At 68.5% G+C, this 21,601-nt stretch carries 21 protein-coding genes; 12 read left to right on the forward strand and 9 right to left on the reverse strand.

The window, feature by feature from the left end; translation table 11 throughout:
* Window positions 1–7 precede the first annotated feature (7 nt).
* Window positions 8–835, reverse strand: coding sequence for an endonuclease/exonuclease/phosphatase family protein (locus CRP50_RS08745; RefSeq protein ID WP_097278657.1), 828 nt, complete (start codon window positions 833–835; stop codon window positions 8–10).
* Between the two features lie 302 nt (window positions 836–1,137).
* On the opposite strand from CRP50_RS08745, the gene CRP50_RS08750 reads away from it, so the two are divergent.
* The 3 genes from CRP50_RS08750 to CRP50_RS08760 all read left to right on the forward strand — a co-directional run bounded on the left by CRP50_RS08750 (window position 1,138) and on the right by CRP50_RS08760 (window position 4,346).
* Window positions 1,138–1,746, forward strand: coding sequence for a class I SAM-dependent methyltransferase (locus CRP50_RS08750; protein WP_097278659.1), 609 nt, complete (start codon window positions 1,138–1,140; stop codon window positions 1,744–1,746).
* Between the two features lie 69 nt (window positions 1,747–1,815).
* A complete protein-coding gene (msbA, locus tag CRP50_RS08755; protein WP_097278660.1) occupies window positions 1,816–3,645 on the forward strand; it encodes a lipid A export permease/ATP-binding protein MsbA in 1,830 nt (609 codons plus the stop codon).
* Between the two features lie 113 nt (window positions 3,646–3,758).
* Window positions 3,759–4,346, forward strand: coding sequence for a biotin transporter BioY (locus tag CRP50_RS08760; RefSeq protein WP_097278661.1), 588 nt, complete (start codon window positions 3,759–3,761; stop codon window positions 4,344–4,346).
* Window positions 4,347–4,358: 12 nt separating this feature from the next.
* Here CRP50_RS08760 and CRP50_RS08765 read toward each other — a convergent pair whose 3' ends face one another.
* The 5 genes from CRP50_RS08765 to CRP50_RS08780 are packed head-to-tail and all read right to left on the reverse strand — an operon-like array spanning window position 4,359 to window position 9,693.
* Window positions 4,359–4,904, reverse strand: a complete 546-nt coding sequence (locus tag CRP50_RS08765; RefSeq protein WP_097278663.1) for a sugar O-acetyltransferase — start codon at window positions 4,902–4,904, stop codon at window positions 4,359–4,361.
* Window positions 4,905–4,913: 9 nt separating this feature from the next.
* Window positions 4,914–6,047 (reverse strand): osmoprotectant NAGGN system M42 family peptidase, encoded by a 1,134-nt coding sequence (locus CRP50_RS08770; RefSeq protein ID WP_097278665.1) that lies wholly within the window; start codon window positions 6,045–6,047, stop codon window positions 4,914–4,916.
* A gap of 4 nt (window positions 6,048–6,051) precedes the next feature.
* Window positions 6,052–6,870: a hypothetical protein gene (locus CRP50_RS26430; protein WP_322090847.1), complete on the reverse strand. Its 819-nt coding sequence runs from the start codon at window positions 6,868–6,870 to the stop codon at window positions 6,052–6,054.
* 14 nt (window positions 6,871–6,884) lie between these two features.
* Window positions 6,885–7,856, reverse strand: a complete 972-nt coding sequence (locus CRP50_RS26435) for a GNAT family N-acetyltransferase (protein ID WP_322090848.1) — start codon at window positions 7,854–7,856, stop codon at window positions 6,885–6,887.
* Between the two features lie 55 nt (window positions 7,857–7,911).
* Window positions 7,912–9,693 carry an N-acetylglutaminylglutamine amidotransferase gene (locus CRP50_RS08780; RefSeq protein ID WP_097278667.1) on the reverse strand — a complete coding sequence of 594 codons (1,782 nt, stop codon included), beginning with the start codon at window positions 9,691–9,693 and terminating at the stop codon, window positions 7,912–7,914.
* Between the two features lie 320 nt (window positions 9,694–10,013).
* Here CRP50_RS08780 and nifB point away from each other — a divergent pair, with 320 nt between their 5' ends.
* The 6 genes from nifB (at window position 10,014) to CRP50_RS08810 (ending at window position 14,089) form a co-directional block, all read left to right on the forward strand.
* Window positions 10,014–11,450: a nitrogenase cofactor biosynthesis protein NifB gene (gene nifB / locus CRP50_RS08785; protein ID WP_097278965.1), complete on the forward strand. Its 1,437-nt coding sequence runs from the start codon at window positions 10,014–10,016 to the stop codon at window positions 11,448–11,450.
* Between the two features lie 69 nt (window positions 11,451–11,519).
* Window positions 11,520–11,711, forward strand: coding sequence for a 4Fe-4S dicluster domain-containing protein (locus CRP50_RS08790; RefSeq protein WP_097278668.1), 192 nt, complete (start codon window positions 11,520–11,522; stop codon window positions 11,709–11,711).
* Between the two features lie 122 nt (window positions 11,712–11,833).
* Window positions 11,834–12,682: a 4Fe4S-binding leucine-rich repeat protein gene (locus CRP50_RS08795; RefSeq protein WP_097278669.1), complete on the forward strand. Its 849-nt coding sequence runs from the start codon at window positions 11,834–11,836 to the stop codon at window positions 12,680–12,682.
* Window positions 12,675–12,950, forward strand: a complete 276-nt coding sequence (locus CRP50_RS08800) for a nitrogen fixation protein NifZ (RefSeq protein WP_097278671.1) — start codon at window positions 12,675–12,677, stop codon at window positions 12,948–12,950. The genes CRP50_RS08795 and CRP50_RS08800 overlap by 8 nt, the downstream gene beginning before the upstream one ends.
* A complete protein-coding gene (gene nifT / locus CRP50_RS08805; protein ID WP_097278672.1) occupies window positions 12,947–13,159 on the forward strand; it encodes a putative nitrogen fixation protein NifT in 213 nt (70 codons plus the stop codon). The genes CRP50_RS08800 and nifT overlap by 4 nt, the downstream gene beginning before the upstream one ends.
* Window positions 13,160–13,207: 48 nt before the next feature.
* Complete coding sequence (locus tag CRP50_RS08810; RefSeq protein WP_097278673.1) at window positions 13,208–14,089, forward strand: SIR2 family NAD-dependent protein deacylase; 882 nt, start codon at window positions 13,208–13,210, stop codon at window positions 14,087–14,089.
* Window positions 14,090–14,790: 701 nt separating this feature from the next.
* On the opposite strand, the gene nifK is transcribed toward CRP50_RS08810, so the two are convergent.
* The 3 genes from nifK to nifH all read right to left on the reverse strand — a co-directional run bounded on the left by nifK (window position 14,791) and on the right by nifH (window position 18,839).
* Window positions 14,791–16,329 (reverse strand): nitrogenase molybdenum-iron protein subunit beta, encoded by a 1,539-nt coding sequence (nifK, locus tag CRP50_RS08815; protein WP_097278675.1) that lies wholly within the window; start codon window positions 16,327–16,329, stop codon window positions 14,791–14,793.
* A gap of 47 nt (window positions 16,330–16,376) precedes the next feature.
* Entirely contained in the window at window positions 16,377–17,822 is a 1,446-nt protein-coding gene (gene nifD, locus CRP50_RS08820) for a nitrogenase molybdenum-iron protein alpha chain (RefSeq protein WP_097278676.1), read from the reverse strand.
* A 123-nt stretch (window positions 17,823–17,945) separates the two neighbouring features.
* Window positions 17,946–18,839 carry a nitrogenase iron protein gene (gene nifH / locus CRP50_RS08825; protein WP_097278677.1) on the reverse strand — a complete coding sequence of 298 codons (894 nt, stop codon included), beginning with the start codon at window positions 18,837–18,839 and terminating at the stop codon, window positions 17,946–17,948.
* Window positions 18,840–19,176: 337 nt separating this feature from the next.
* Here nifH and CRP50_RS08830 point away from each other — a divergent pair, with 337 nt between their 5' ends.
* The 3 genes from CRP50_RS08830 (at window position 19,177) to CRP50_RS08840 (ending at window position 21,457) form a co-directional block, all read left to right on the forward strand.
* The gene (locus CRP50_RS08830) at window positions 19,177–20,007 is read left to right on the forward strand and encodes an NAD(+)--dinitrogen-reductase ADP-D-ribosyltransferase (protein WP_245913413.1); all 831 of its coding nucleotides are present in this window, start codon (window positions 19,177–19,179) and stop codon (window positions 20,005–20,007) included.
* A 125-nt stretch (window positions 20,008–20,132) separates the two neighbouring features.
* Entirely contained in the window at window positions 20,133–21,020 is an 888-nt protein-coding gene (gene draG, locus CRP50_RS08835) for an ADP-ribosyl-[dinitrogen reductase] hydrolase (protein WP_097278680.1), read from the forward strand.
* Between the two features lie 14 nt (window positions 21,021–21,034).
* A complete protein-coding gene (locus tag CRP50_RS08840; protein ID WP_097278681.1) occupies window positions 21,035–21,457 on the forward strand; it encodes an ArsC/Spx/MgsR family protein in 423 nt (140 codons plus the stop codon).
* Window positions 21,458–21,601: the final 144 nt, after the last annotated feature.

A 21,601-nucleotide genomic window follows, 5' to 3' on the forward strand; every position in this document is an offset into this window, starting at 1 on the left:
CCGTCGCTCACGCCACCCGCGCGAACACCGCCCGCACGCCCGTATGGTCGCTGGGGTAGGTGCTGGTTTCCGGGTCGGGCTTGTCGAGCACGCGCTCGGTCGTGACCAGCCGGTAGCTGGGGGCGGCCTGGGCGGCGCTCAGCAGGAAGATGAAGTCGATGCACTTGTCGCGCGTCGCGGCGCGGCGGGGCAGGGCGCTCACCAGGGTCGGGAAGCTGACGTCGAGATCGCCGACGTGATAGGCGTTGGTGACCTCCAGCCCGTGCCGACGGCCGAGGGTTGTGATGAGTTCGCTGTCGGCGCCGGTGTTGAGGTCGCCGCCGAGGAAAACCGCCGACGGCGTCTCGGGCAGGGCGGCCACCGCATCCAGCGCGGCATCCATCTGGGCCTGCCGCAGCTCGTCGGCGCGGGCGAGGTGGGACAGGTGGGTGGTGACGGCGATCACCGGCCGCGCCGGGTCGTCGCCTTCGATGACGGCGATGAGCGCCTGACGGTCGCCGTCGCGCGGGTCGGTCGGCAGCTCGATCACCTCGTGCCGCAGGATGGGGCGGCGCGACAGGATGGCGAGGCCGGAGGTGGAGACCACCGTCCGCGTCTCGAACAGCCGCTCCTTGCGCCTCCCGGCGTGGCGGACCACATGCATGCCGGTCGCCTCGGCGAGGCTGAGGGCGGTGTCCACCGGCTCGCCGGTGCCGTCGTCGTCGGCCGCGAAGGCCTCCTGCAGCATCACCAAGTCGGGCGCCAGGGCGCGCAGACCGTCGGCCATGAGGCGCAGGCGGTCGCGGTACAGGCCGTCGCACTTCCAGGTGTTCAGGGTGACGACAGAAAACTCCATCGAAGGCCTCCCCCGGCGGTGATCTTCCTTGGCGGCGACGCTGGCCGTCGCACCCGACGCCGGGCGATTTTGTCCCGCCGCGCCGCGCCCGTAAAGCGCTTCCTGAAGACCTCCACCTTATCCCCCGCTTGTTTAGGGAATCCGCGGGTTTTAGCGGTATTTTCAACGCCCTGTCACGCGACTGTCACGAACCACGGGTAAACTCGGAGAGGTGGACGGCAGGGTGCGAATACCATCGCCCGTAACCGCCGGACCCCCACGATCACAGGCAGGGACGGATCAACCGTCCGCCGGGAGGACGCGTGTCACACAGCCTCTACAGCGCCGCAACGCCCGCCGTGCCGCCGCTCGCCGCACCGCCCACCGCCGCGCGCCGGCGCGCCCGGCGCGTCGACGAGATGGCGGCCCGCCTCGACCTGCAACGGGAACTGGCGCTGCTGGTGGGGCGGGTGCAGGGCCTGCTCGCCGGCCGCGCGGTGCTGGAGGTGGCGTGCGGTGCCGGCTGGTGGACCCGCCACCTGGCCCTGGCGGCGCACGGTGTGCTCGCCCTCGACGACGATGCCGACCTTCTCCGTGCCGTCGCGGCCGCGGGCAAGTTCCCGCCCGGGCGCGTGCGCTTCGCCGCCTGCGAACTCGGCGGGCTGGAGCGGGTTTCCGGTGCCTGGGACGCCGGCTTCAGCGCCTTCCTCTCCTCCGCCCTGCCGGAGCCCGAGGCCGCCGCCGTTCTCGCCGGCCTGCACCGGCGCCTCGGGCCGGGCGCGCGGGTGGTGCTGATCGACGAGCGCGAGGCCTTGGGCGGCGGCGACGAAGCCGCTGCGCGGCGCCGCCTGCGCGACCTGCCGCCGCCCGATGCCCAGGGGGTGAAGCTCGACCTCGGCGCCCATTTCTGGTGCCTCGGCTACACACTGTAGGGCGTCGCGGTTTACCGGGCGGGCGTTTGGCGGTAGAAACGCCCGTCGCGCCACCGCCTGGAAGCCGCCTTGTCCGCCGAGACCCCGAAGCCCGTCCGCAACGCCAAGCATTCCTCCCGCGCCCTGTTCGGCCGCCTGCTGCGCGAGGCGGTGAAGCCCTACGCCGGGCGCATCGGGCTCGCCGTCGTCTGCATGGCGGTCGCCGCCGGCGCGCAGGGCCTGACCGCCTGGCTCATGGAGCCGGTGGTCGACAAGGTGTTCACCGCCAAGGACCAGAGCATGCTGTGGCCGGTGGCCGTCGCGGTGCTGCTGACCTTCACGGTCAAGGGCCTCGCCGATTACGCCCAGTCCGGCCTCATGAGCCACGTCGGCCTGCGGGTGATCGCCGACTTGCAGAACCGCCTGTACGGCCACCTGACCACCATGGACGTTGCCTTCTTCCAGCAGCACAAGACGGGCTCGCTGGTGTCGCGTTTCCTGGTCGACGTGAACATGCTGCGCGCCGCCGTCTCCAACGCCATCACCGGCTTCGGCAAGGACGCGCTGACCGCGGTCGCGCTGATCGCGGTCATGTTCTACCAGGACTGGCTGCTGGCGGCGGTCGCCTTCTTCGTGTTCCCCATCGCCATCTACCCCATCGCCCGCCTCGGCCGGCGCATGCGCAAGGTGTCGGTGAACACGCAGGAACACATGGGCCTGTTCAACACCATCCTGGAGCAGTCCTTCGCCGGCATCCGCATGGTGAAGGCCTACCGCATGGAGCGCCGCGAGCGCGAGCGGGTGGCCGGCCTGACGGAAGACGTCTACCGCCTGACCCAGAAGGCGGCCCTGACGCGCGCCGCCTCCAGCCCCATCATGGAGACGCTGGGAGGCCTCGCGGTCACCGTCGTCATCGTCTACGGCGGCTACCGGGTGATCGAGGGCGTGACCACCACCGGCGCCTTCTTCTCGTTCATCACGGCGCTGATGATGGCCTACCAGCCGCTGAAGTCGCTGGCCCGCCTGAACACCACGGTGCAGGAAGGCCTGGCGGCGGCGCAGCGGCTGTTCGACGTGCTCGACACCCGCCCGTCCATCGCCGACCGCCCCGGTGCGGCACCGCTGGCGCTCGCCGGCGGCGGCGTGCGGATGGAGCGCGTCACCTTCCGCTACGATGCCGCCGACACCGACGACCGCCCGGCGCTGCGCGACCTGACGCTGGAGGTGCCGGCGGGCAAGACCGTGGCGCTGGTCGGACCGTCGGGCGCCGGCAAGTCGACGGTCATGAACCTCATCCCGCGCTTCTACGACGTCACCGACGGCCGCGTCACGGTGGACGGCATGGACGTGCGCGACGTGACGCTGGAGTCCCTGCGCAACGCCGTCGCCCTGGTGAGCCAGGAGGTGGTGTTGTTCGACGACACGGTCGCCAACAACATCGGTTACGGCCGCCCCGACGCCGACCGCGCCGAGATCGAGGCGGCGGCCCGCCATGCCGCGGCGCACGAGTTCATCGAGCGCCTGCCGCAGGGCTACGACACGCTGGTCGGCGAGCGCGGCCTCAAGCTGTCCGGCGGCCAGCGCCAGCGCCTCGCCATCGCCCGCGCCATGCTGAAGAACGCCCCCATCCTGCTGCTCGACGAGGCCACCAGCGCGCTCGACACCGAAAGCGAGCGCCAGGTGCAGGCGGCGCTGGAAGAACTGATGAAGGGCCGCACCACGCTGGTCATCGCCCACCGGCTCTCCACCGTGGTCAGCGCCGACCTCATCCACGTCGTCGACCACGGCCGCGTCATCGAGAGCGGCACCCACGAGGATCTCCTTCGGCGCGACGGCGCCTACGCGCGCCTCTATCAGTTGCAGTTTGCCGCCGAACAGGCGCCGGGGACGGCCGACCAAGGTATCGCTCTCTCCCCCTGAGGACCTGTCCAGGCGGATAAAAGGGTGGTGTTTTCTTTGCCTGCCTCTGCCCGATGATCTATGACCGTAGAACTGGTGGGTTTTCCCCGCCGGTCTGCTCATCGGAAGAACGCATGCCCGGTTCCGTCTTCAGCCTGTCCGACCGCGACTTGCATCCTGTGCAGGCGATGGGCCGCGGTGCCGTGCTGGTGGTGATCGGGGTGGCCCTGCTGGTGGCGGCGGCCAAGGTGCAGGTTCCCTTCTGGCCGGTGCCCATGACCCTGCAGACCATCGCGGTGTTCGCCGTGGGCACCGTCTATGGCGCCCGCCTCGGCGTGGTGACTGTCGCCGCCTATCTGGTGCTCGGCGCCGCCGGGCTGCCGGTGTTCGCGGGAACGCCGGCGCGCGGCATCGGCCTCGCCTACATGACCGGCCCGACCGCGGGATACATCGCCGGCTTTCTCGTCGCCGGGTGGCTGGCCGGATGGCTGGGCGATCGGGGCTGGGATCGGCGGGCGTTCACTGCGGGCCTCGCCATGACGTTCTGCGTCGTCGTCATCCTCGGCCTCGGCTGGGCTCGGCTCGCGCTGCTCATCGGGCCGGAGCGGGCGCTCGACCTCGGCGTCGTGCCCTTCGCGCCGGCCGAGGCGCTGAAGATCGCCGCCGTCACCCTGCTGATGCCGCTCGCCTGGAAGGTGCGGGCGGGACGCCCCGGCGCCTGAGCCGCGTGCGCCTCAGCGCACCGGGCGGGCCGGGTTGCCGACCACCGTCGCGCAGGCCGGCACGTCCTTCGTCACCACGCTGCCGGCGCCGATCACCGCGTCGTCGCCGACCGTGATGCCGGGCAGCAGGATCGCCTGCCCGCCGATCCACACGTTGCGCCCGACGGTGACGGGGCGGCCGTTCTCCAGCCCCTGGCGGCGGGCCTCCGGGTCGCGGGGGTGGTCGGCGGCGTAGATCTGGACCTGCGGGCCGATCTGGGTGCCGTCGCCGATCTCGATGCGGCAAACGTCCAGCAGCACGCAGCCGAAGTTCAGGAACACGTCGCGCCCGAGCACGATGTTGTAGCCGTAGTCGCAATAGAAGGGCGCGCGGATTGCCACGCTCTCGCCGTAGCCGCCGAGCAGGCGGCCGAGGATTTCCCGCCGCCGCCGGCCGTCGGCGAGGGTGGTGACGTTGTAATTGCGCAGCAACTCCTGCGCCCGGCGCCGGTCGGCGACCAGTTCGGGGTCGCCGGCGCGATACAGCTCGCCGGCCAGCATCTTTTCCTTCTCGGTCATGGCGCGAGCCTACTCCGAACAGCTGTCGTACTGCATCTGCTGTTTCGGGAAGTCGCCCTTGGGGCCGATGGGCTTGCGGTCGCGCTTGAAGGCCGGGTCCGACTGCATGTAGAGCGCGAGCAGCGAGGCGACGGCCCGCAGGCTCTTGACGTGGGTGCGCTCCCACCCGTGGCTGCCGTCGACGGCGAAGCACAGCAGGGCGGTGCGGATGTCGTTGCCGGCCTCCAGCGCCGACGCGGCGTCGGAGCGGTAGTAGCGGAAGACGTCGCGCGTGTGCTCGATGCCGAAGCTCTTGCACAGCTCGATCAGCTTGCGCGTCAGGTACCAGTCGAACGGCCCGGACATGTCCTGCATGGAGATGGTGGCGCCGTACTCGCTGGTGTTCTGGCCGGGCGCGATGGTGCCGTTGTCCACCGAGACCATCTCGGCCACGTCGCCGTGCAGGATGTGCGAGGCGCCGACGCCCACTTCTTCCGAGATGGTGAACAGCAGGTGGCAGTCCACCGGCAGTTCCACCCCTTCGTCGCGCACCGCCTTGGCGGCCGCGAGGATGGCGGCGACGCCCGCCTTGTCGTCCAGGTGGCGGGAGTTGATGAAGCCGGTGCCGGTCACCTCGGGCTGGGGATCGATGGAGACGTGGTCGCCGACGTTGATGCCAAGCTCCTCCAGGTCCTTCCTGGAGTGGCAGACCTCGTCGATGCGGACCTCCAGGTTTTCCCAGGTGGAGGGCTGGGTGTCGATCTCCTCGTTGTAGACGTGGCCGGAGGCCTTCAACGGCAGGATGGTGCCGCGGAAGCTGCGGCCGTCGTCGCTGTAGATCGTGCAGCGGGCGCCCTCGGCGAAGCGGGCCGACCAGTGGCCGATCATGGCCAGCGACACGCGGCCGTTGTCCTTCAGCCGCTTGACGATGGCGCCGAGGGTGTCGATGTGGCCGATGATGGCGCGGTCGGGGCTGTAGCGCGTGCCAGACAGGTTGGCGCGGATGGCGCCGCGCCGCGTCAGCTCGTAAGGGATGCCGAGGGCTTCCAGTTCTTCCAGCACGGCATGCACCACGGCATCGGTCATGCCGGTGGGCGAGGGGGTTTCCAGCAGGCGCAGGAGGACTCGCAGCAGATAGTCGGTATCGACGTCGAGGCGTCGCACGGCATCAGGCTCCCTCGTGGTGGCGGCGATCGGACGAACGGCCGGCGGGCGGCGCGAAGCGGGTCTGCGGGAACAGCAGGTCGATGAAACGCTCCGCCGTCGGTTGCGGCTCGTGATTGGCGAGGCCGGGGCGCTCGTTGGCCTCGATGACGACGTAGTCGGGGCCGCCGATGTCGGGCACCAGGAAGTCGAAGCCGACCACCGGGATGTCGAGCGCCCGCGCGCCCAGCACCGCCGCCTCCACCAGGGTGTGGTGCAGGCGGTCGGTGACGTCGTGGATGGTGCCGCCGGTGTGCAGGTTGGCGGTCTTGCGCACGAAAACGGTGCGGCCGTCCTCGGGCACGTCGTCGTAGGACAGGCTTTCCATGGCGAGGCAGCGCTCGGTCTCGCCGTCGAGCGGGATGCGGCTCTCGCCGCCGGTGGCGGCGGCGCGGCGGCGGCTCTGCGCCTCGATCAGTTCGCGCACCGTGTTGCGGCCGTTGCCGGTGATGCAGGCGGGGCGGCGCACGGCGGCGGCCACCACCTTGCAGTCGATGACGATGATGCGCAGGTCCTGGCCCTCGCAGAATTCCTCCAGCAGCACGGTGTCGCAGAACCGCCGTGCCTCCTCGACGGCGCGCGCTACGGCGTCGGCATCGCGCACGTCGACGGAAATGCCGTGGCCCTGCTCGCCGCGCGCCGGCTTGACGACGATGCGGCCGTCGCAGGAGGCGAGGAAGGCGGCGTTGTCGTCCTCCGACCCCGCCTTGCGCTGGGCCGGCACGCGCAGGCCGGCGCGGTCGAGCAGGCGGCGCGTCACCGCCTTGTCGTCGCAGCGCGACATGGCGACGGCGGTGGTCAGCTCAGGCTCTCGCGGCAGACGATGGCGCGGCCGCCGAAGGACAGGGCGAAATAGTTGGCCTCCTCGTCGATCACCTCCACCGCGATGCCGCGCCGCCGCGCCTCGTCGACGATGATGCGGGCGTAGGGGTTGAGGTTCGCCTCCGGCTCCGGTCCGATGTAGAGCCGCTCGTTGATGGAGTTCTTGTTCTTCAGGGTGAACACCGGCACGCGCTCGAACCCCAGCTTCTCGTAGAGCTTGATGGCGAGGGTGTTGGTGTGCATCACCGACAGGTCCATGAAGGCCCGGCCGCACGCCTTGTAGTGCTCCGCCAGGTGGCGCACCAGCGCCTCGCCGATGCCGGGCAGGGACGACTGCGGATCCACCGCCAGCGCCCACAGGGACGAGCCGTTGTCGGGGTCGTCGAAGGCGCGGGCGTGGTCGACGCCGGTGGTGACGCCGATGATGCGGCCGCTGGCCTCGTCCACCGCCACCAGCACCGTCAGCACCCGCGAATTGCGGTTGGCCCACAGGAAATCCTCGCGGAAGGGCACCATGTGGCGGCCAACGTAGATGCGGTTCACCTGCTCCGCTTCGTCGGGGCTCTTGATCTTGCGCACGACGAAGCCGGCCGGACGGCGGTGCGGCGCGCGGTAGCGGTCGACCCACAAGCGGAAGGTGTGGCTGGGGTCGAGGAACAGTTCCTGCGGCGCGTGCGCCAGGGCGACGTGGGGGTCGCGCAGGTAGAAGGCGATGTCGCGCTGGCCGGGGCTTTCCTGGCGCAAGGCATCGGCGACCTTGCGCGGGTCCTCGAAGGTCTGGGCGAAGATCAGGCGCCCCCAGCCGCATTCCACCACCACGTCGCGCTGCATGGCCTGGGCGGCGGGGTTGGTCGGCATGTCGCCCCAGTTCTTCAGCGACGGCGAACTGATGCGGTCGAGCCGGTGGTCGTGGTGGCCTTGGGGCAGAGGCGTCGGCTTGCGGGCCATGATTGTGTCGCGTCCCTCTCGGTCGGTGCGGATCAGGTCAACGCGCGGGGCGCGCTCACAGACCGTGCGTCTGCAGCCACATCTCGAGCAGCGCCACCTGCCACAGCTTGGAACCGCGCAGCGGCGTGATGCGATCCGTGGGCGAGGCCAGCAGTTGGTCGACGGCGGCCGGGTTGAACAGCGCCCGCTCGCGCGCCTTGGCCGAGGTCAGGTGATCGCGCACGAAATCCAGGTACGGCCCCTCGATGTACTTGAGCGCTGGCACCGGGAAGTAGCCCTTGGGGCGGTCGATGACGGCCGACGGGATGACCTTGCGCGCGCCTTCCTTCAGCACCCACTTGCCGCCGTCGCGCACCTTGTGCTCGGCGGGGATGCGGCCGGCCAGCTCCACCAACTCGTGGTCCAGGAAGGGCACGCGCGCCTCCAGGCCCCAGGCCATTGTCATGTTGTCGACACGCTTCACCGGGTCGTCCACCAGCATGACGGTGGTGTCGAGGCGCAGCGCCTTGTCCACCGGTCGGTCGGCGCCGGGGCGGCCGAAGCGCTCGCGCACGAAGTTCAGGCTGTGGTGGGTGCCGTCGACGAAGCGGCGGTCGACCGTCCGCGCGTATTCCTCCTGCGTGCGGTCGAAGAACACGCGGGCGTAGTCGGCGACCGGATCGTCGCTTTCCAGCAGGGGCGGGTACCAATGGTAGCCGCCGAACACCTCGTCGGCGCCCTGGCCCGACTGCACCACGTGGACATGCCGGCTGACCTCCTGGCTGAGCAGGTAGAAGCCGACGTTGTCGTAAGACACCATGGGCTCGCTCATGGCGGCGAAGGTGCGGGGCAGGGTTTCCAGCAGGCGGTCGCTTTCGACGAAGATCTTGTGGTGGTCGGTGCCGAAGTGCTCGGCGACGATGTCGGAATACTGGAACTCGTCGCCCTTCTCGCCGCCGGCCGCCTCGAAGCCGACGGAGAACGTTTTCAGGCCCTGCTGGCCCTGTTCCGCCAGCAGGCCGACGATGAGGCTGGAATCGAGGCCGCCCGACAGCAGCACGCCCACCGGCACGTCGGCCACCAGCCGGCGCTTCACGGCGAGGCGAAGGGCTTCCATCACGCGGTCCTGCCACTCCTCGCCGGAGAGGCGGCGGTCGGCGTCGGACTGCTGCACGGCTAGGTCCCAGTAGGTGCGGCTCTCGCGCCGGCCGTCGGGCTCGACGGTCATGATGGTGGCAGGCGGCAGCTTGCGCACGCCCTTCAGGATGGTGCGCGGCGCCGGCACGACGGCGTGGAACATCATGTAGTGGTGCAGGGCGACCGGATCGACGTCGGTGTCGATGTCCTCGCGTCCACCGGCCAGCAGGGCGGGCAGGGCGGAGGCGAAGCGCAGGCCGCCCGGCACCTCGGCGAGGTAGAGCGGCTTGATGCCCAGGCGGTCGCGGGCGAAGGTGACGCGGCCGGTGTCGCGTTCCCACACCGCGAAGGCGAACATGCCGTGGAAGCGGGTGACGCAGTCCGGCCCCCAGGCGTGGAACGCCTTGAGGATCACTTCCGTGTCGCCGTGGCTGAAGAAGCGGTAGCCTTTGCCCTCCAGCTCGCCGCGCAGTTCCGGGTAGTTGTAGATGCAGCCGTTGAACACGATGGACAGGCCGAGGTCGGCGTCCACCATGGGCTGCTGGGCGCTGTCGGACAGGTCGATGATCTTCAGGCGCCGGTGACCGAAGGCGACGCGGCCCTGCGCGAACAGGCCGGCGGCATCGGGGCCGCGGTCCTGCATGCGGCCGGCCATGCGGGCCACCGCCGCGGTATCCGCCGCCGTCGTGTCGAACCTGATTTCGCCGCAGATGCCGCACATGGGCCGTCGTCCTCCGTCGTCGCTGTCGGTTTCGTTGCAAAACAACGCCCGACTGCGCGTTCCGCTGCCGAAATCGCCGAAACGTCACCGACGCGGCCCGGCGCCCGCCGAACGACCCGCCGACTTGTCGGGGTTACGACACGGGTGTCACAGGTGCGACAGCCGGGCCTGGGGCGACAATCCATGTAAAACAATGACTTAGCATCTGGCACGGCACGTGCAATCCCGTCCGGCAGAGCCAACCGGAGCGAGGGAGACGGCCCGTGAGCCAGGTGATCTCGTTGGACAGCATCCTGACCCAGCCGGCGTCCACCGCCGAGATGCGGGCCGACCTGTCGAAGGGCGGCTGTTCGTCCTCGTCCTGCGGCAGTTCCGAGGGTCCGGCCGACATGCCGCCCGAGGTGTGGGAGAAGATCAAGGACCATCCCTGCTACAGCGAGGAGGCCCACCACTACTTCGCCCGCATGCACGTCGCCGTGGCGCCAGCCTGCAACATCCAGTGCAACTACTGCAACCGCAAGTACGATTGCGCCAACGAGAGCCGGCCGGGCGTGGTGTCGGAGCGCCTGACGCCCGAACAGGCGGCGCGCAAGGTGATCGCCGTCGCCAACGAGGTGCCGCAGCTGTCGGTGCTCGGCATCGCCGGGCCGGGCGACAGCCTGTTCGACTGGCGCAAGACCTTCAAGACCTTCGAACTGGTCGAGCAGCACCTGCCCGACATCAAGTTCTGCATCTCCACCAACGGTCTGGCGCTGCCCGACCACGTGGAGGAGATCGCCAAGCACAACATCGACCACGTGACGATCACCATCAACATGGTCGACCCCGAGATCGGCGCGCAGATCTACCCGTGGATCTACTTCGAGGGCAAGCGCATCACCGGCGTCGAGGCCAGCCGCATCCTGCACGAGCGGCAGATGCTCGGCCTGGAGATGCTGACCGAGCGCGGCATCCTGGTGAAGATCAACTCGGTCATGATCCCCGGCATCAACGACGACCACCTGAAGGTCGTCAACGCCGAGGTGAAGAAGCGCGGCGCCTTCCTGCACAACGTCATGCCGCTCATCTCGGCGGCGGAGCACGGCACCCACTTCGGGCTGGTCGGCCAGCGCGGCCCGACGCCCATGGAGCTGAAGGCCCTGCAGGACGATCTGGCGGGCGGCGCCAACCTCATGCGCCACTGCCGCCAGTGCCGCGCCGATGCGGTCGGCCTGCTGGGCGAGGACCGCGGGCAGGAGTTCACCCTCGACAAGCTGCCCGAGGACATCTCCTACGACCCGGAGAAGCGCAAGCTCTACCGCGATCTGGTGGAGGCCGAGCGGGCCGACCACCGCAAGGCGACCGCCGCCGCCACCGAGGCGCTGGCCCACGTCGCCGAGCCGGAAGCGGCCAAGCCGCTGCTGGTCGCCGTCACCACCAAGGGCGGCGGGCGCATCAACCAGCACTTCGGCCACGCCCGCGAGTTCCAGGTCTTCGAGGTGGACGCCACGGGCGTGCGCTTCGTCGGCCACCGCCGGGCGGACAACTACTGCGTCGGCGGCTACGGCGAGGACGACAAGCTCGACGTCATCATCGCCGCGCTGGAAGGCGTCTCGACCGTGCTCACCGCCAAGATCGGCGACTGCCCGCGCGAGGCGCTGGAAAAGGCGGGGCTGACCGTCAGCGACGCCTACGCCTACGAGTACATCGAATCCTCCATCGGCGCCTACTACACCGCATCGGTGGGCACGGTGGACGCCGGACGGGCGAGTGCCTGAGCCTGGGGGCGTCAGGCACGGACCCGTCACATAAACCCACGAACGTGGACTTCGAGAGGAGTTGGTTCCATGGCCTACAAGATCCTGGCGGCCGAATGCACCGTGTGCGGCGCCTGTGAGTTCGAATGCCCCAACGGCGCGATCCGCATGAAGGGCGACACCTACATCATCAATCCCGACAAGTGCACCGAGTGTGACGGCGACACCGCCACCAAGTGTGCAGCGGTCTGCCCTTCCGGCGCCTGCGTACCGGCGGCGTAAGGGTGACGGGCGCGGCGGCGGCCTCTGGGGGCCTTGTGCCGCCGCCGCTGCCCGGTCAACCCCGCCCCGGCCGACCAGCGGCCGAGGAGCGGGAGAAGAACGGGCGAGAAGGGGCGGAAACCATGTCGGCGGACACCACGAGCAGCAGCGCCGAAGGCGCGCTTCGCACCGGCGAGCCGGTCCAGGCCATCGACTGGCAGGGCCGCCCGGTCAGCTGTTCCGCCTGCGAATTCCGCGACGGCGTGCTCGCCAAGGGTCTGTGCAAGCCCATGCTGGCCTGCGTGCACGACCGCTACGCCAAGCTCATCGAGCGCTTCTTCGACACCAATCCCGAGCTGTCGGACATCGGCCTGTCGCACCCGCATTTCGAGGTGCGCGCCATCTCCGTCCGCCACGCCAGCATCTTCAAACTGCCGGCCCTGCTGGCCGATCCCGATCCCGAGGTACGCGCTGCCGCCGTGATGCGGCTGCCGGCCCGTCAGGCGCTGCGCCTGCGCGCCGATGCCGACCGCAAGGTCCGCGTTGCCGTCGCCGCCCGCCTGACCGGCGCCGACCTGGTGCCGCTCGGCTCGGACGAGGACTACTACGTGCGCATGGTCACGGCGCGGCGCCTGCCGCACGACATGCTGCCCATGATGATGCACGACCGCGAGCCCGAGGTGCGCCGCGTCGTCGCCCGCCGCATCGCCGAGGACTGGCTGATCGCCATGGCGTGGGACGAGGACCCGCTGGTGCGCCTGGAAGTGGCGCAGCGCCTGACCGGCCACCAGCTGGCCGTGCTGCTCGACGATCCCGACTTCCGCATCCGCTTCGCCGTGGCGGAGCGGGCGGACCCCGAACACCTGGCGGTGCTCGCCGGCGACCCCGTGGACGTGGTCGCCGACATGGCCCGCTCCCGGCTGACCCCGCGGCAGGCGACCGTGATCGCGGTGGACGGCTCCCCCCGGACAGGAGGTTCCCCCGATGCGTGACGAGGTGGTGGAGATCTACGACGATCCCAAGTACGAGTACGGCATGAAGGTCGTCTCGCGCAAGAACGTGCGTAACGATGGCACCTTCCCCGGCAAGGAAATCGGCGAACTGCTGGTGAAGAAGGGCGACGTCGGCTACGTCCATTCCATCGGCACCTTCCTGCAGCGCTATTACATCTACGGCGTGGACTTCATCGACCGCGGCTACGTCGTCGGCATGCGCGTGCACGAACTCGACGTGGTCGAAGAGCAGGAGAGCAAGCGATGAAGGTCACGATCCGCATGGTCGGCGACATCTACGAGGCCTACGTGCCGAAGAAGGACCTCGAGGAGAAGGTCGTCGCCATGGACAACGGGCAGATCTGGGGCGGCATCGTGACGCTCTCCAACGGTTGGAAGTTCCAGATGCCGGAGTTGCCGGCGGATACCCGCCTGCCGATCACCGTCGACGCCCGCAAGCTGTCCGGCGAGGACTGAGCGCGTCCCTTCGTCCCCCCATCAGCCCGGTTCCCGCAGGAGGCGCCCATGACCGCCCCGCTCACCGCCGCCGCCGCGCGCGACGTGCTCCTCGGCCTGCGCGACGACATCGCCGCCGGCCGCCTGATCCCCTACCTCGGCCCCGACCTGCTGGTGGCCGACGGCCAGCCGGCCTCCATTCCCGTCACCACCCGCGGCCTCGCCGACCGGCTGAACGCCAAGGTGGCGGTGCCCGGGCGCATCCGCGGCAACATGTGGTCGGTGGCCCAGTACATCGAAAGCCGCCGCCACCGCCAGACGCTGATGAAGCTGCTGGCCGAGATCTTCGGCCCGGCCGTGGCCCCGACGCCGCTGCACCACTGGCTCGCCGGACTGCCCGGCCTGCCGCTCATCATCGACACCTGGTACGACGGCGCCATGGCCGCCGCCCTGGCCGAGGCCCGGCCGGCGGCGGAGTGGGGCCAGATCCAGGGCGTCACTCGCAACGGCGAATGGCGCGACATCTGGCGCAAGACCTTCGACGCCGCCGGCACGGAGCTGGAGGACGAGGGCGCGGCCGCCGCGTGGCAGACGGTGCTCTACAAGCCCCACGGCTCGGTGGCGCCGGCAGCCAACTACCTGATTTCCGACAGCGACTACGTGGAAGTGCTGACCGAGATCGACATCCAGTCGCCGATCCCGCCGCTGGTGAAGGACCTGCGCACGACGCGCGGCTTCGTCTTCCTCGGCTGCCGCTTCTACGACCAGATGCTGCGCACCTACGCCCGCCAGATCATGAAGCGGTCGGTGGGGCCGTACTACGCGGTGCTGGCCGAGACGCCGACCAAGAACGAGGAGAAGTTCTTCGCCGAGCTGGGCATCCAGGTGCTCGCCCTGCCGCTGGCCGAAGCCGCGGCGGTGCTGGCCGGCGAGGTGGCCGCCGCGGCCTGACCCGGCCGCTGCGGAGACGACGACGGAAAACGATCAGGACGTCCTTGGGGGAGGGTGCCTGGTCGTGCGAGGGCGGGAAGCGGTCATCCCGCCCTCGCGCATTTCAGGGGCCGGCATCGCGAGGTGCCGGCCCTTGTGCTTTGCGGGGGAACCACCAAGACACCAAGGGACCGGTGCGATGCGGCGCCGGCGCGGATCGGGTCAACCGGCGGGGCAGGTTGGGCGGCTTAGTGCTGGAAAGGTCAACAGTATCAGACTCCTGTGGCCCGAGACCCGACCCTCTGCATCAACTGCCCCACGCCGTCACCCCTTGGTGTCTTGGTGCCTTGGTGGTTCAAAACCATCCTGACAAAAAGCCCAACCGGCCAGACGGCCATCCCTGCCCCCTGTGCTTTGCCGGCAGGTGTGGAGCGGCGTTGGGGGAACCTCCAAGACACCAAGACACCAAGGAAGCGGTGCGCCGCGGCGCCGGCGCGGATCGCGTCAACCGGCGGGGCAGGCCTGGCGGCTGAGGGGCGGGAGGGTCGACAGTATCAGACTCCTGCGGCCCGAGACCCGACCCTCGGCATCAACCGCCCCGCTCCGACCCCCTTGGTGTCTTGGTGCCTTGGTGGTTCAAAACCATCCCGCCGCCCCCAAAAGCAGACCGGCCGGAGGGTCGCCCCTCCGGCCGGTCGCCATGCTCTGGTCGATCGTCGCGATCAGCGGGTCAGGTCGAACGAGATGTCCGTCTTGCCCGGAATGTTGGTCTCGACGTCCAGCTGGTCCATGATCTTGTCGAGGATCGTCACCAGCACCCGCAGGCCGCCCTGGTAGCCGAAGGTCGGGAAGCGGTGGTGGTGGTGGCGGTCGAAGATCGGGAAGGTCAGGCGGATCAGCGGAATGCCGAGGTCACGCTCGAGGTACTTGCCGTAGGAGTTGCCGATCAGGAAGTCGGTCGGCTCCGTCGCCAGGATCGAGCGCAGGTGCCACAGGTCCTTGCCGGCCCAGACCTGGCAGCCCTCGCCGAAGGGCGAGCTGGCCAGGAGTTCCTTCACGGCCTTTTCCCAGGCCTTGCCGCCGTTGGTGGCGAGGATGTGGGTCGGCTCGGCGCCCACTTCGAGCAGGAACTGCGCCATGCCCAGCGTGAAGTCCGGGTCGCCGTAGATGGCGAACTTCTTGCCGTGCAGGTAGTTCATGCTGTCGGCGATGGCGTCGACCAGGCGGCCACGCTCCAGCAGCAGGGCATCGGGCACGTCCTTGCCGGTCAGTTCCTTGACCGCCATCAGGAAGGCGTCGGTGCCCTTCACGCCCATGGGGTAGTTCAGCGCCTTGACGGCCTGACCCTTCTCCGCGGCGTATTCGAGGGTCTTCTCGGTGCAGTACTGCTGCAGCGAGAGGGTGGCCTTGGCGTTGAGCGCCGCCGCCGTGTCCTCGATGGTGGTGCCGCCGGCGTACATGTTGAAGGTGCCGTCGGCCGGCATGTCGTAGACGTCGGAGACGTCGGACAGCAGGGTGTACTCGACGCCCATCAGGCCCAGCATCCGCTTCAGTTCGCGGTTGTTGGCGACGGCGTAACCGTCGAAGCCCGGGATGACGTTCAGCTTCTCGCCGGCGACGCGGGTGCCCTTGTTCCAGAAGTAGGTCAGGATGCCCTTCATCATGTTGTCGTAGCCGGTGGTGTGGCTGCCGACGAAGGCGGGCGTGTGGGCGAAGGGCACCGGGAACTCGGCGTCGACCGAGCCCTTGTCCTTGGCGTTGGCGATGAAGGCCTGCAGGTCGTCGCCGATGACTTCCGCCATGCAGGTGGTCGACACGGCGATCATCTTCGGCTTGTACAGGCTGGCGGCGGTCGCCAGGCCGTCGATCATGTTGTTCATGCCGCCGAACACGGCCGCGTCTTCCGTCATGGACGAGGAAACGGCCGAGGACGCTTCCTTGAAGTGACGGGCGAGGTGCGAGCGGTAGTAGGCGACGCAGCCCTGCGAACCGTGGACGAAGGACAGCGTCTCTTCGAAGCCGGCGGCGGCGAACACCGCACCCAGCGGCTGGCAGGCCTTGGCCGGGTTCACCACCAGGGCTTCACGGGCCAGGTTCTTCTCGCGATAGTCCCACGACTTGGTCCAGTCGGCGATCTGCTGAACCTTGTCGTCGGGGTGCGGGCACTCGAACTGTTCCTTCTTGGCCTTGAACATCTCCTGATATTCAGGCTCCTGGAACAGGGGCTTGTGGTCGAGGACCTTTTCGGCGCTCTGAGGCATGTCGGGTACTCCTGATCTCTAGCGTGGGGCCGGGCGAAGGAAGGCGCTTACGCGGCCTTCCACGGAGCCTGGTAGAGGCCCCACACCGGATTGTTGATCGCCATGTCCATGTCGCGGGCGAAAATGGCGAACCCGTCGTAGCCGTGGTACGGGCCCGAGTAGTCCCACGAGTGCATCTGGCGGAAGGGCACGCCCATCTTCTGGGTGGCGTACTTTTCCTTGATGCCGGAGCCGACCAGGTCGGGGCGCAGGCCTTCGATGAACTTCTCCAGTTCGAAGCCGGAGACGTCGTCGTAGATCAGCGTGCCGTCCTTCACGTAGTGGGTGGTGCGCTGGTAGTCGTCGTTATGGGCGAATTCGTAGCCCGTGCCGCAGATCTCCATGCCGAGATCTTCGTAGGCGGTGATGACGTGACGCGGGCGCAGGCCGCCGACGTAGAGCATCACGCGCTTGCCTTCCAGGCGCGGGCGGTACTTCGCCACCACCGCGTCGACCAGCGGGCGGTACTTGGCGATCACCTTCTCGGCATTGGCCTGGATCGTCTCGTCGAACTGCGCGGCGATGTTGCGCAGGGACGCTTCGATCTGGCTCGGGCCGAAGAAGTTGTATTCCATCCACGGCACGCCGTACTTCTCTTCCATGAAGCGGCAGATGTAGTTCATGGAGCGGTAGCAGTGGATGAGGTTGAGCTTGCCCTTCGGGGCGCGCTCCAGCTCGGCCAGGGTGGCGTCGCCCGACCACGAGCCGATGACCCGCAGGCCCATTTCCTCGAGCAGGATGCGCGAGGCCCAGGCGTCGCCGCCGATGTTGTAGTCGCCGATGATGACGACGTCGTAATCGCTGGTTTCCCACTGCGCCTCGGACTTCTCCAGCACCCAGTCGCGCACCGCGTCGTTGGCGATGTGGTGGCCGAGGGACTGGGAGACGCCGCGGAAGCCTTCGCAGCGGACCGGCACGATGGTCTTGCCGATTTCCTTGGCCTTCTTGCGGGCGACGGCTTCGATGTCGTCACCGATCAGGCCGATCGGGCACTCGGACTGGATGGAGATGCCGTTGACCAGCGGGAACAGCTCGTTGATCTCGTCGATCGTCTTTTCGAGCTTCTTGTCGCCGCCGAACACGATGTCCTTCTCCTGGAAGTCCGTCGTGAACTGCATGGTGCCGAAGCTGTCCACACCGGTCTTGCCGATGTAGTAGTTGCGGCGCTGAGACCAGGAGTAGTGGCCGCAGCCGACCGGGCCGTGGCTGATGTGGATCATGTCCTTGATGGGGCCCCACACCACGCCCTTGGAGCCGGCGTAGGCGCAACCGCGGATCGTCATCATGCCCGGGACGGACTTGACGTTCGACTTCACGCCGCAGTCGGACTTGCCGAGCTCGGTGACGCCGAGGTGCTTCTTGCGCTTCTTCGCCGCCTTCTCGGGGTAGGCTTCGAGCACCTCCGCGATCAGCTTCTGGGAGAGCTCCTTGTCGTTCGTATAGTCGAGGCTCATCGGCCTGTCTCCTGTCTCTCAACCGGCCCCTGCGGGCCTGGGGCCGCCCCGGCGTGCGTTGAATCGCACGTCCCTCCGGGGCGGCGGCCGGTATCGTCGGCGCCCCGGAGGGCGCCCCGCGCCTTACGCCTTGGCGGCGGCGGCAGCGGCTTCCTTGGCTTCCAGTTCGGCCAGGGCCTGCTCGTCCGACTTCATGATGCCGAATTCCATGAGCATCTCTTCCAGCTCTTCCATGGAGATCGGGGTCGGGATGACGCCCTTGCCGGCGTTGTTGTGGATCTTGGTGGCGAGCTGGCGGTATTCCTCGGCCTGCTTGCTCTCCGGCGCGTACTGGATCACCGTCTGGCGACGCAGCTCGGCGTGCTGGACGATGTTGTCGCGCGGCACGAAGTGGATGACCTTGGAGCCCAGCTTGGCGGCCAGCGCGTCGGCCAGTTCCAGTTCCTTGTCGGTCTGACGCTCGTTGCAGATCAGCCCGCCGAGGCGCACGCCGCCGGTGTTGGCGTACTTCAGGATGCCCTTGGAGATGTTGTTGGCGGCGTACAGCGCCATCATCTCGCCGGACATGACGATGTAGATTTCCTGCGCCTTGTTCTCGCGGATCGGCATGGCGAAGCCGCCGCACACCACGTCACCCAGCACGTCGTAGGAGACGTAGTCGACGTCGTCGTAGGCGCCGTTCTCTTCCAGGAAGTTGATGGCGGTGATGACGCCACGGCCGGCGCAGCCGACGCCCGGCTCCGGACCGCCGGACTCGGTGCACTTGATGCCCTTGTAGCCGATCTTCATCACGTCTTCGAGTTCCAGGTCCTCGACCGAGCCGGCTTCGGCGGCCAGGTGCAGCACGGTGTCCTGCAGCTTGGTGTTGAGGATCAGGCGGGTGGAGTCGGCCTTCGGGTCGCAGCCGACGATCAGGATCTTCTGACCCATCTCGACCAGGGCGGCGAGGGTGTTCTGAGAGGTGGTGGACTTGCCGATGCCACCCTTGCCGTAGAACGCGATCTGACGCAGAGCCATGGATCTATCCTTCCTTTTCCATGTCGGGTCTTCGAAACTCTCCGGCGGGGCAATCACCCGCCACGCAGACCGCCGAATGCATCGGCCGTGCCAAGTTCACGTACCAGCCGTGTGGGCTTTGGAAGGGCGAGTAAATTCAACGGGTTGACGGTGTTTCCCGACACGACGCCGTGCCGTGACGGCACTGTTGCGAACCCGACAAAGGCCGCACACAGTGTCGCGACCCCCACAGGTCCGGCGACGGCCCGCCGGCCCCTGATCGGGCCTTTCCCTCATTTTCTTCAGGGGCATGGTTCTTGCTTGGCTGTCGCTTCGCTTCGGAAAGGACGACGCGACCGTGGACAAGACCGCCAAGCCGCCGCCGCACCAGGTCGGCCACAGCACCAACCTGGTGGGCATCCCGACGGCCCTGCTCGCCAGCGCCGCCTACAATGCCCATCCCATACCGCTGCGCATCGCCGGCGTGCGCGAGATGAACAAGTCCTTCTTCACCATGCTGGAGGACAGCCCGACGCTGGCCGACGCCGCCGACGCCCTGCACAAGTACATGGCGGCCATGTTCGACCTGGAGCCGGAACAGCACGAGAAGGCGAAGCGCAACGACGGCGTCCGCCGCTTCCGCTCCAGCTACCTGCGGCTCTTCAAGGGCTGGGGCTACGACAACAACAGCCCCGAAGGCGCGGTGCTGAAGGGCTGGGTGGAAAGCCGCTTCGGCCTGTTCCCCACCTACCACAAGGAGCCCATCCTGAAGGTGGGCTCGCCCAGCTGGGCCGGCTACATCGCCGAAAAGATGTCCAGCCGCTTCCACAACAACTCGATTTACGTGCAGCTGGACATCATGTACGCCTTCTGCCAATGGGCGCTGGAGCGCTTCGTGGCTCCGGGGGCGGCGCACCTGACCCTGTGGCGCGGCGTCAACGACTACGACGAACATCAGTTGGTGGAGCGCCTCGGCAAGCGGCGGGCGGTGATCCGCATGAACAACCTGATCTCGTTCTCGTCGGAGCGCGACATCGCCTGCTGCTTCGGCGACAACATCCTGGAGGCGCAGGTGCCGGTGACGAAGGTGGTGTTCTTCTCGCGGCTGCTGCCGGTGCACCCGCTGAAGGGGGAGGACGAGTTCCTGGTCATCGGCGGCGACTACGAGGTGGACGTGTCGTACTTCTGACACGGGCGCTGCAGGGGGTGCGAAGGCCGCGGCGACAAGCGGCCGGGCAGGGCAGGGAACGGCCGTCGCAAGCGCCCGGGACAGGGTGCGGAAGGCCACTGTGAGAGACGAAGGATGAGCCGGTGATGGAGACACCCGACCTGCACCAGCGGGCGCTCGGCGCCTATCTCGGGCTCGCCGTGGGCGACGCCCTGGGTGCGACCGTCGAGTTCATGACGCGCGCCGAGATCCAGACCCAGTACGGCGTGCACAGCAAGATCGTCGGCGGCGGCTGGCTGCGGCTGAAGCCGGGGCAGGTGACCGACGACACCGACATGTCCCTCGCCCTCGGCCGCGCCCTGGTCGGGGCCGGCGGCATGGACCTGACGGCGGTGAACGAGTCCTTCGCCGAGTGGCTGAAGACCAAGCCGCCCGACGTCGGCAACACCTGCCGCCGCGGCATCCGCCGCTTCATCACCCACGGCACGACGCAGACCGACTACCACGACGGCGACGCCGGCAACGGCGCCGCCATGCGCATCCTGCCCGTGGTGCTGGCGACCCTGCATGACGACGCGGCCTTCGAGGACTGGACGCTGAAGCAGTGTCACGTCACCCACAATCACCCGCTGTCGGACGACGCCTCGTTGACCCTCGGCCGCATGGTGCGCACCCTGGTCAAGGGTGGCGGCATGCGCGACTGCCGCGAACTCGCCAAGCAGCTGGTGGAAAAGCACCGCACCTTCCGCTTCGACCCCTACAAGGGCCAGTCGAGCGCCTATGTGGTCGATACGGTGCAGACGGTGCTGCACTACTACTTCCTGACCGACAGCTTCAAGCAGTGCCTGATCGAGACGGTGAACCAGGGCGGCGACGCCGACACCACGGGCGCCATCGCCGGCATGCTGGCGGGGGCGACCTATGGCGTCGACGCCATTCCGCGGGCGTGGCTCACCAAGCTCGACGGCGCCAAGAAGGGCGAGATCTACACCCAGACCACGGCGCTCCTGCGCCTGAGCGGCATCGACTTCTGACGGAGGGACGAGGAATGGTGGACGTCGTGTTCTACGAAAAGCCGGGCTGCCGCAACAACACGCGGCAGAAGGCCTGGCTGACCGCCAGCGGCCACGCCGTGGAGGCCCGCAACCTGCTGACCGAGCCGTGGACGGCGGAGACGCTCCGGCCCTTCTTCGGGGCCAAGCCGGTGCCCGAGTGGTTCAACAAGGCGGCCCCGGCGGTGAAGTCGGGCGAGGTCGATCCGGCGGTCTTCGGTGAGGCCGAGGCCCTGGCCGCCATGCTCGCCGAACCCTTACTCATCCGCCGCCCGCTCATGGCCGCGGCCGGCGAGAGGCGCTCGGGCTTCGATCCGGCGGCGGTGCGGGCGTGGATCGGGCTGACGGAGGAGGACAAGGGCGACGTGGAGACGTGCCCGAACCTGCACACGGACCACAAGTGCGGCGGGCATGGGTGAGGCAGGGCTGCAGGGTCGTCTCTTACCTTATTGATATCGTTACGTCTATTGTCATGGCCGGGCTCGACCCGGCCATCCACGGCGTCGCGAGCATCGGCCGTTGGGGCGCCTGTCTCCACGGCCACCGGCGGGCGAGCCCTGGAC

Source organism: Caenispirillum bisanense, from assembly GCF_900230255.1.
GTDB lineage: Bacteria > Pseudomonadota > Alphaproteobacteria > Rhodospirillales > Rhodospirillaceae > Caenispirillum > Caenispirillum bisanense_A.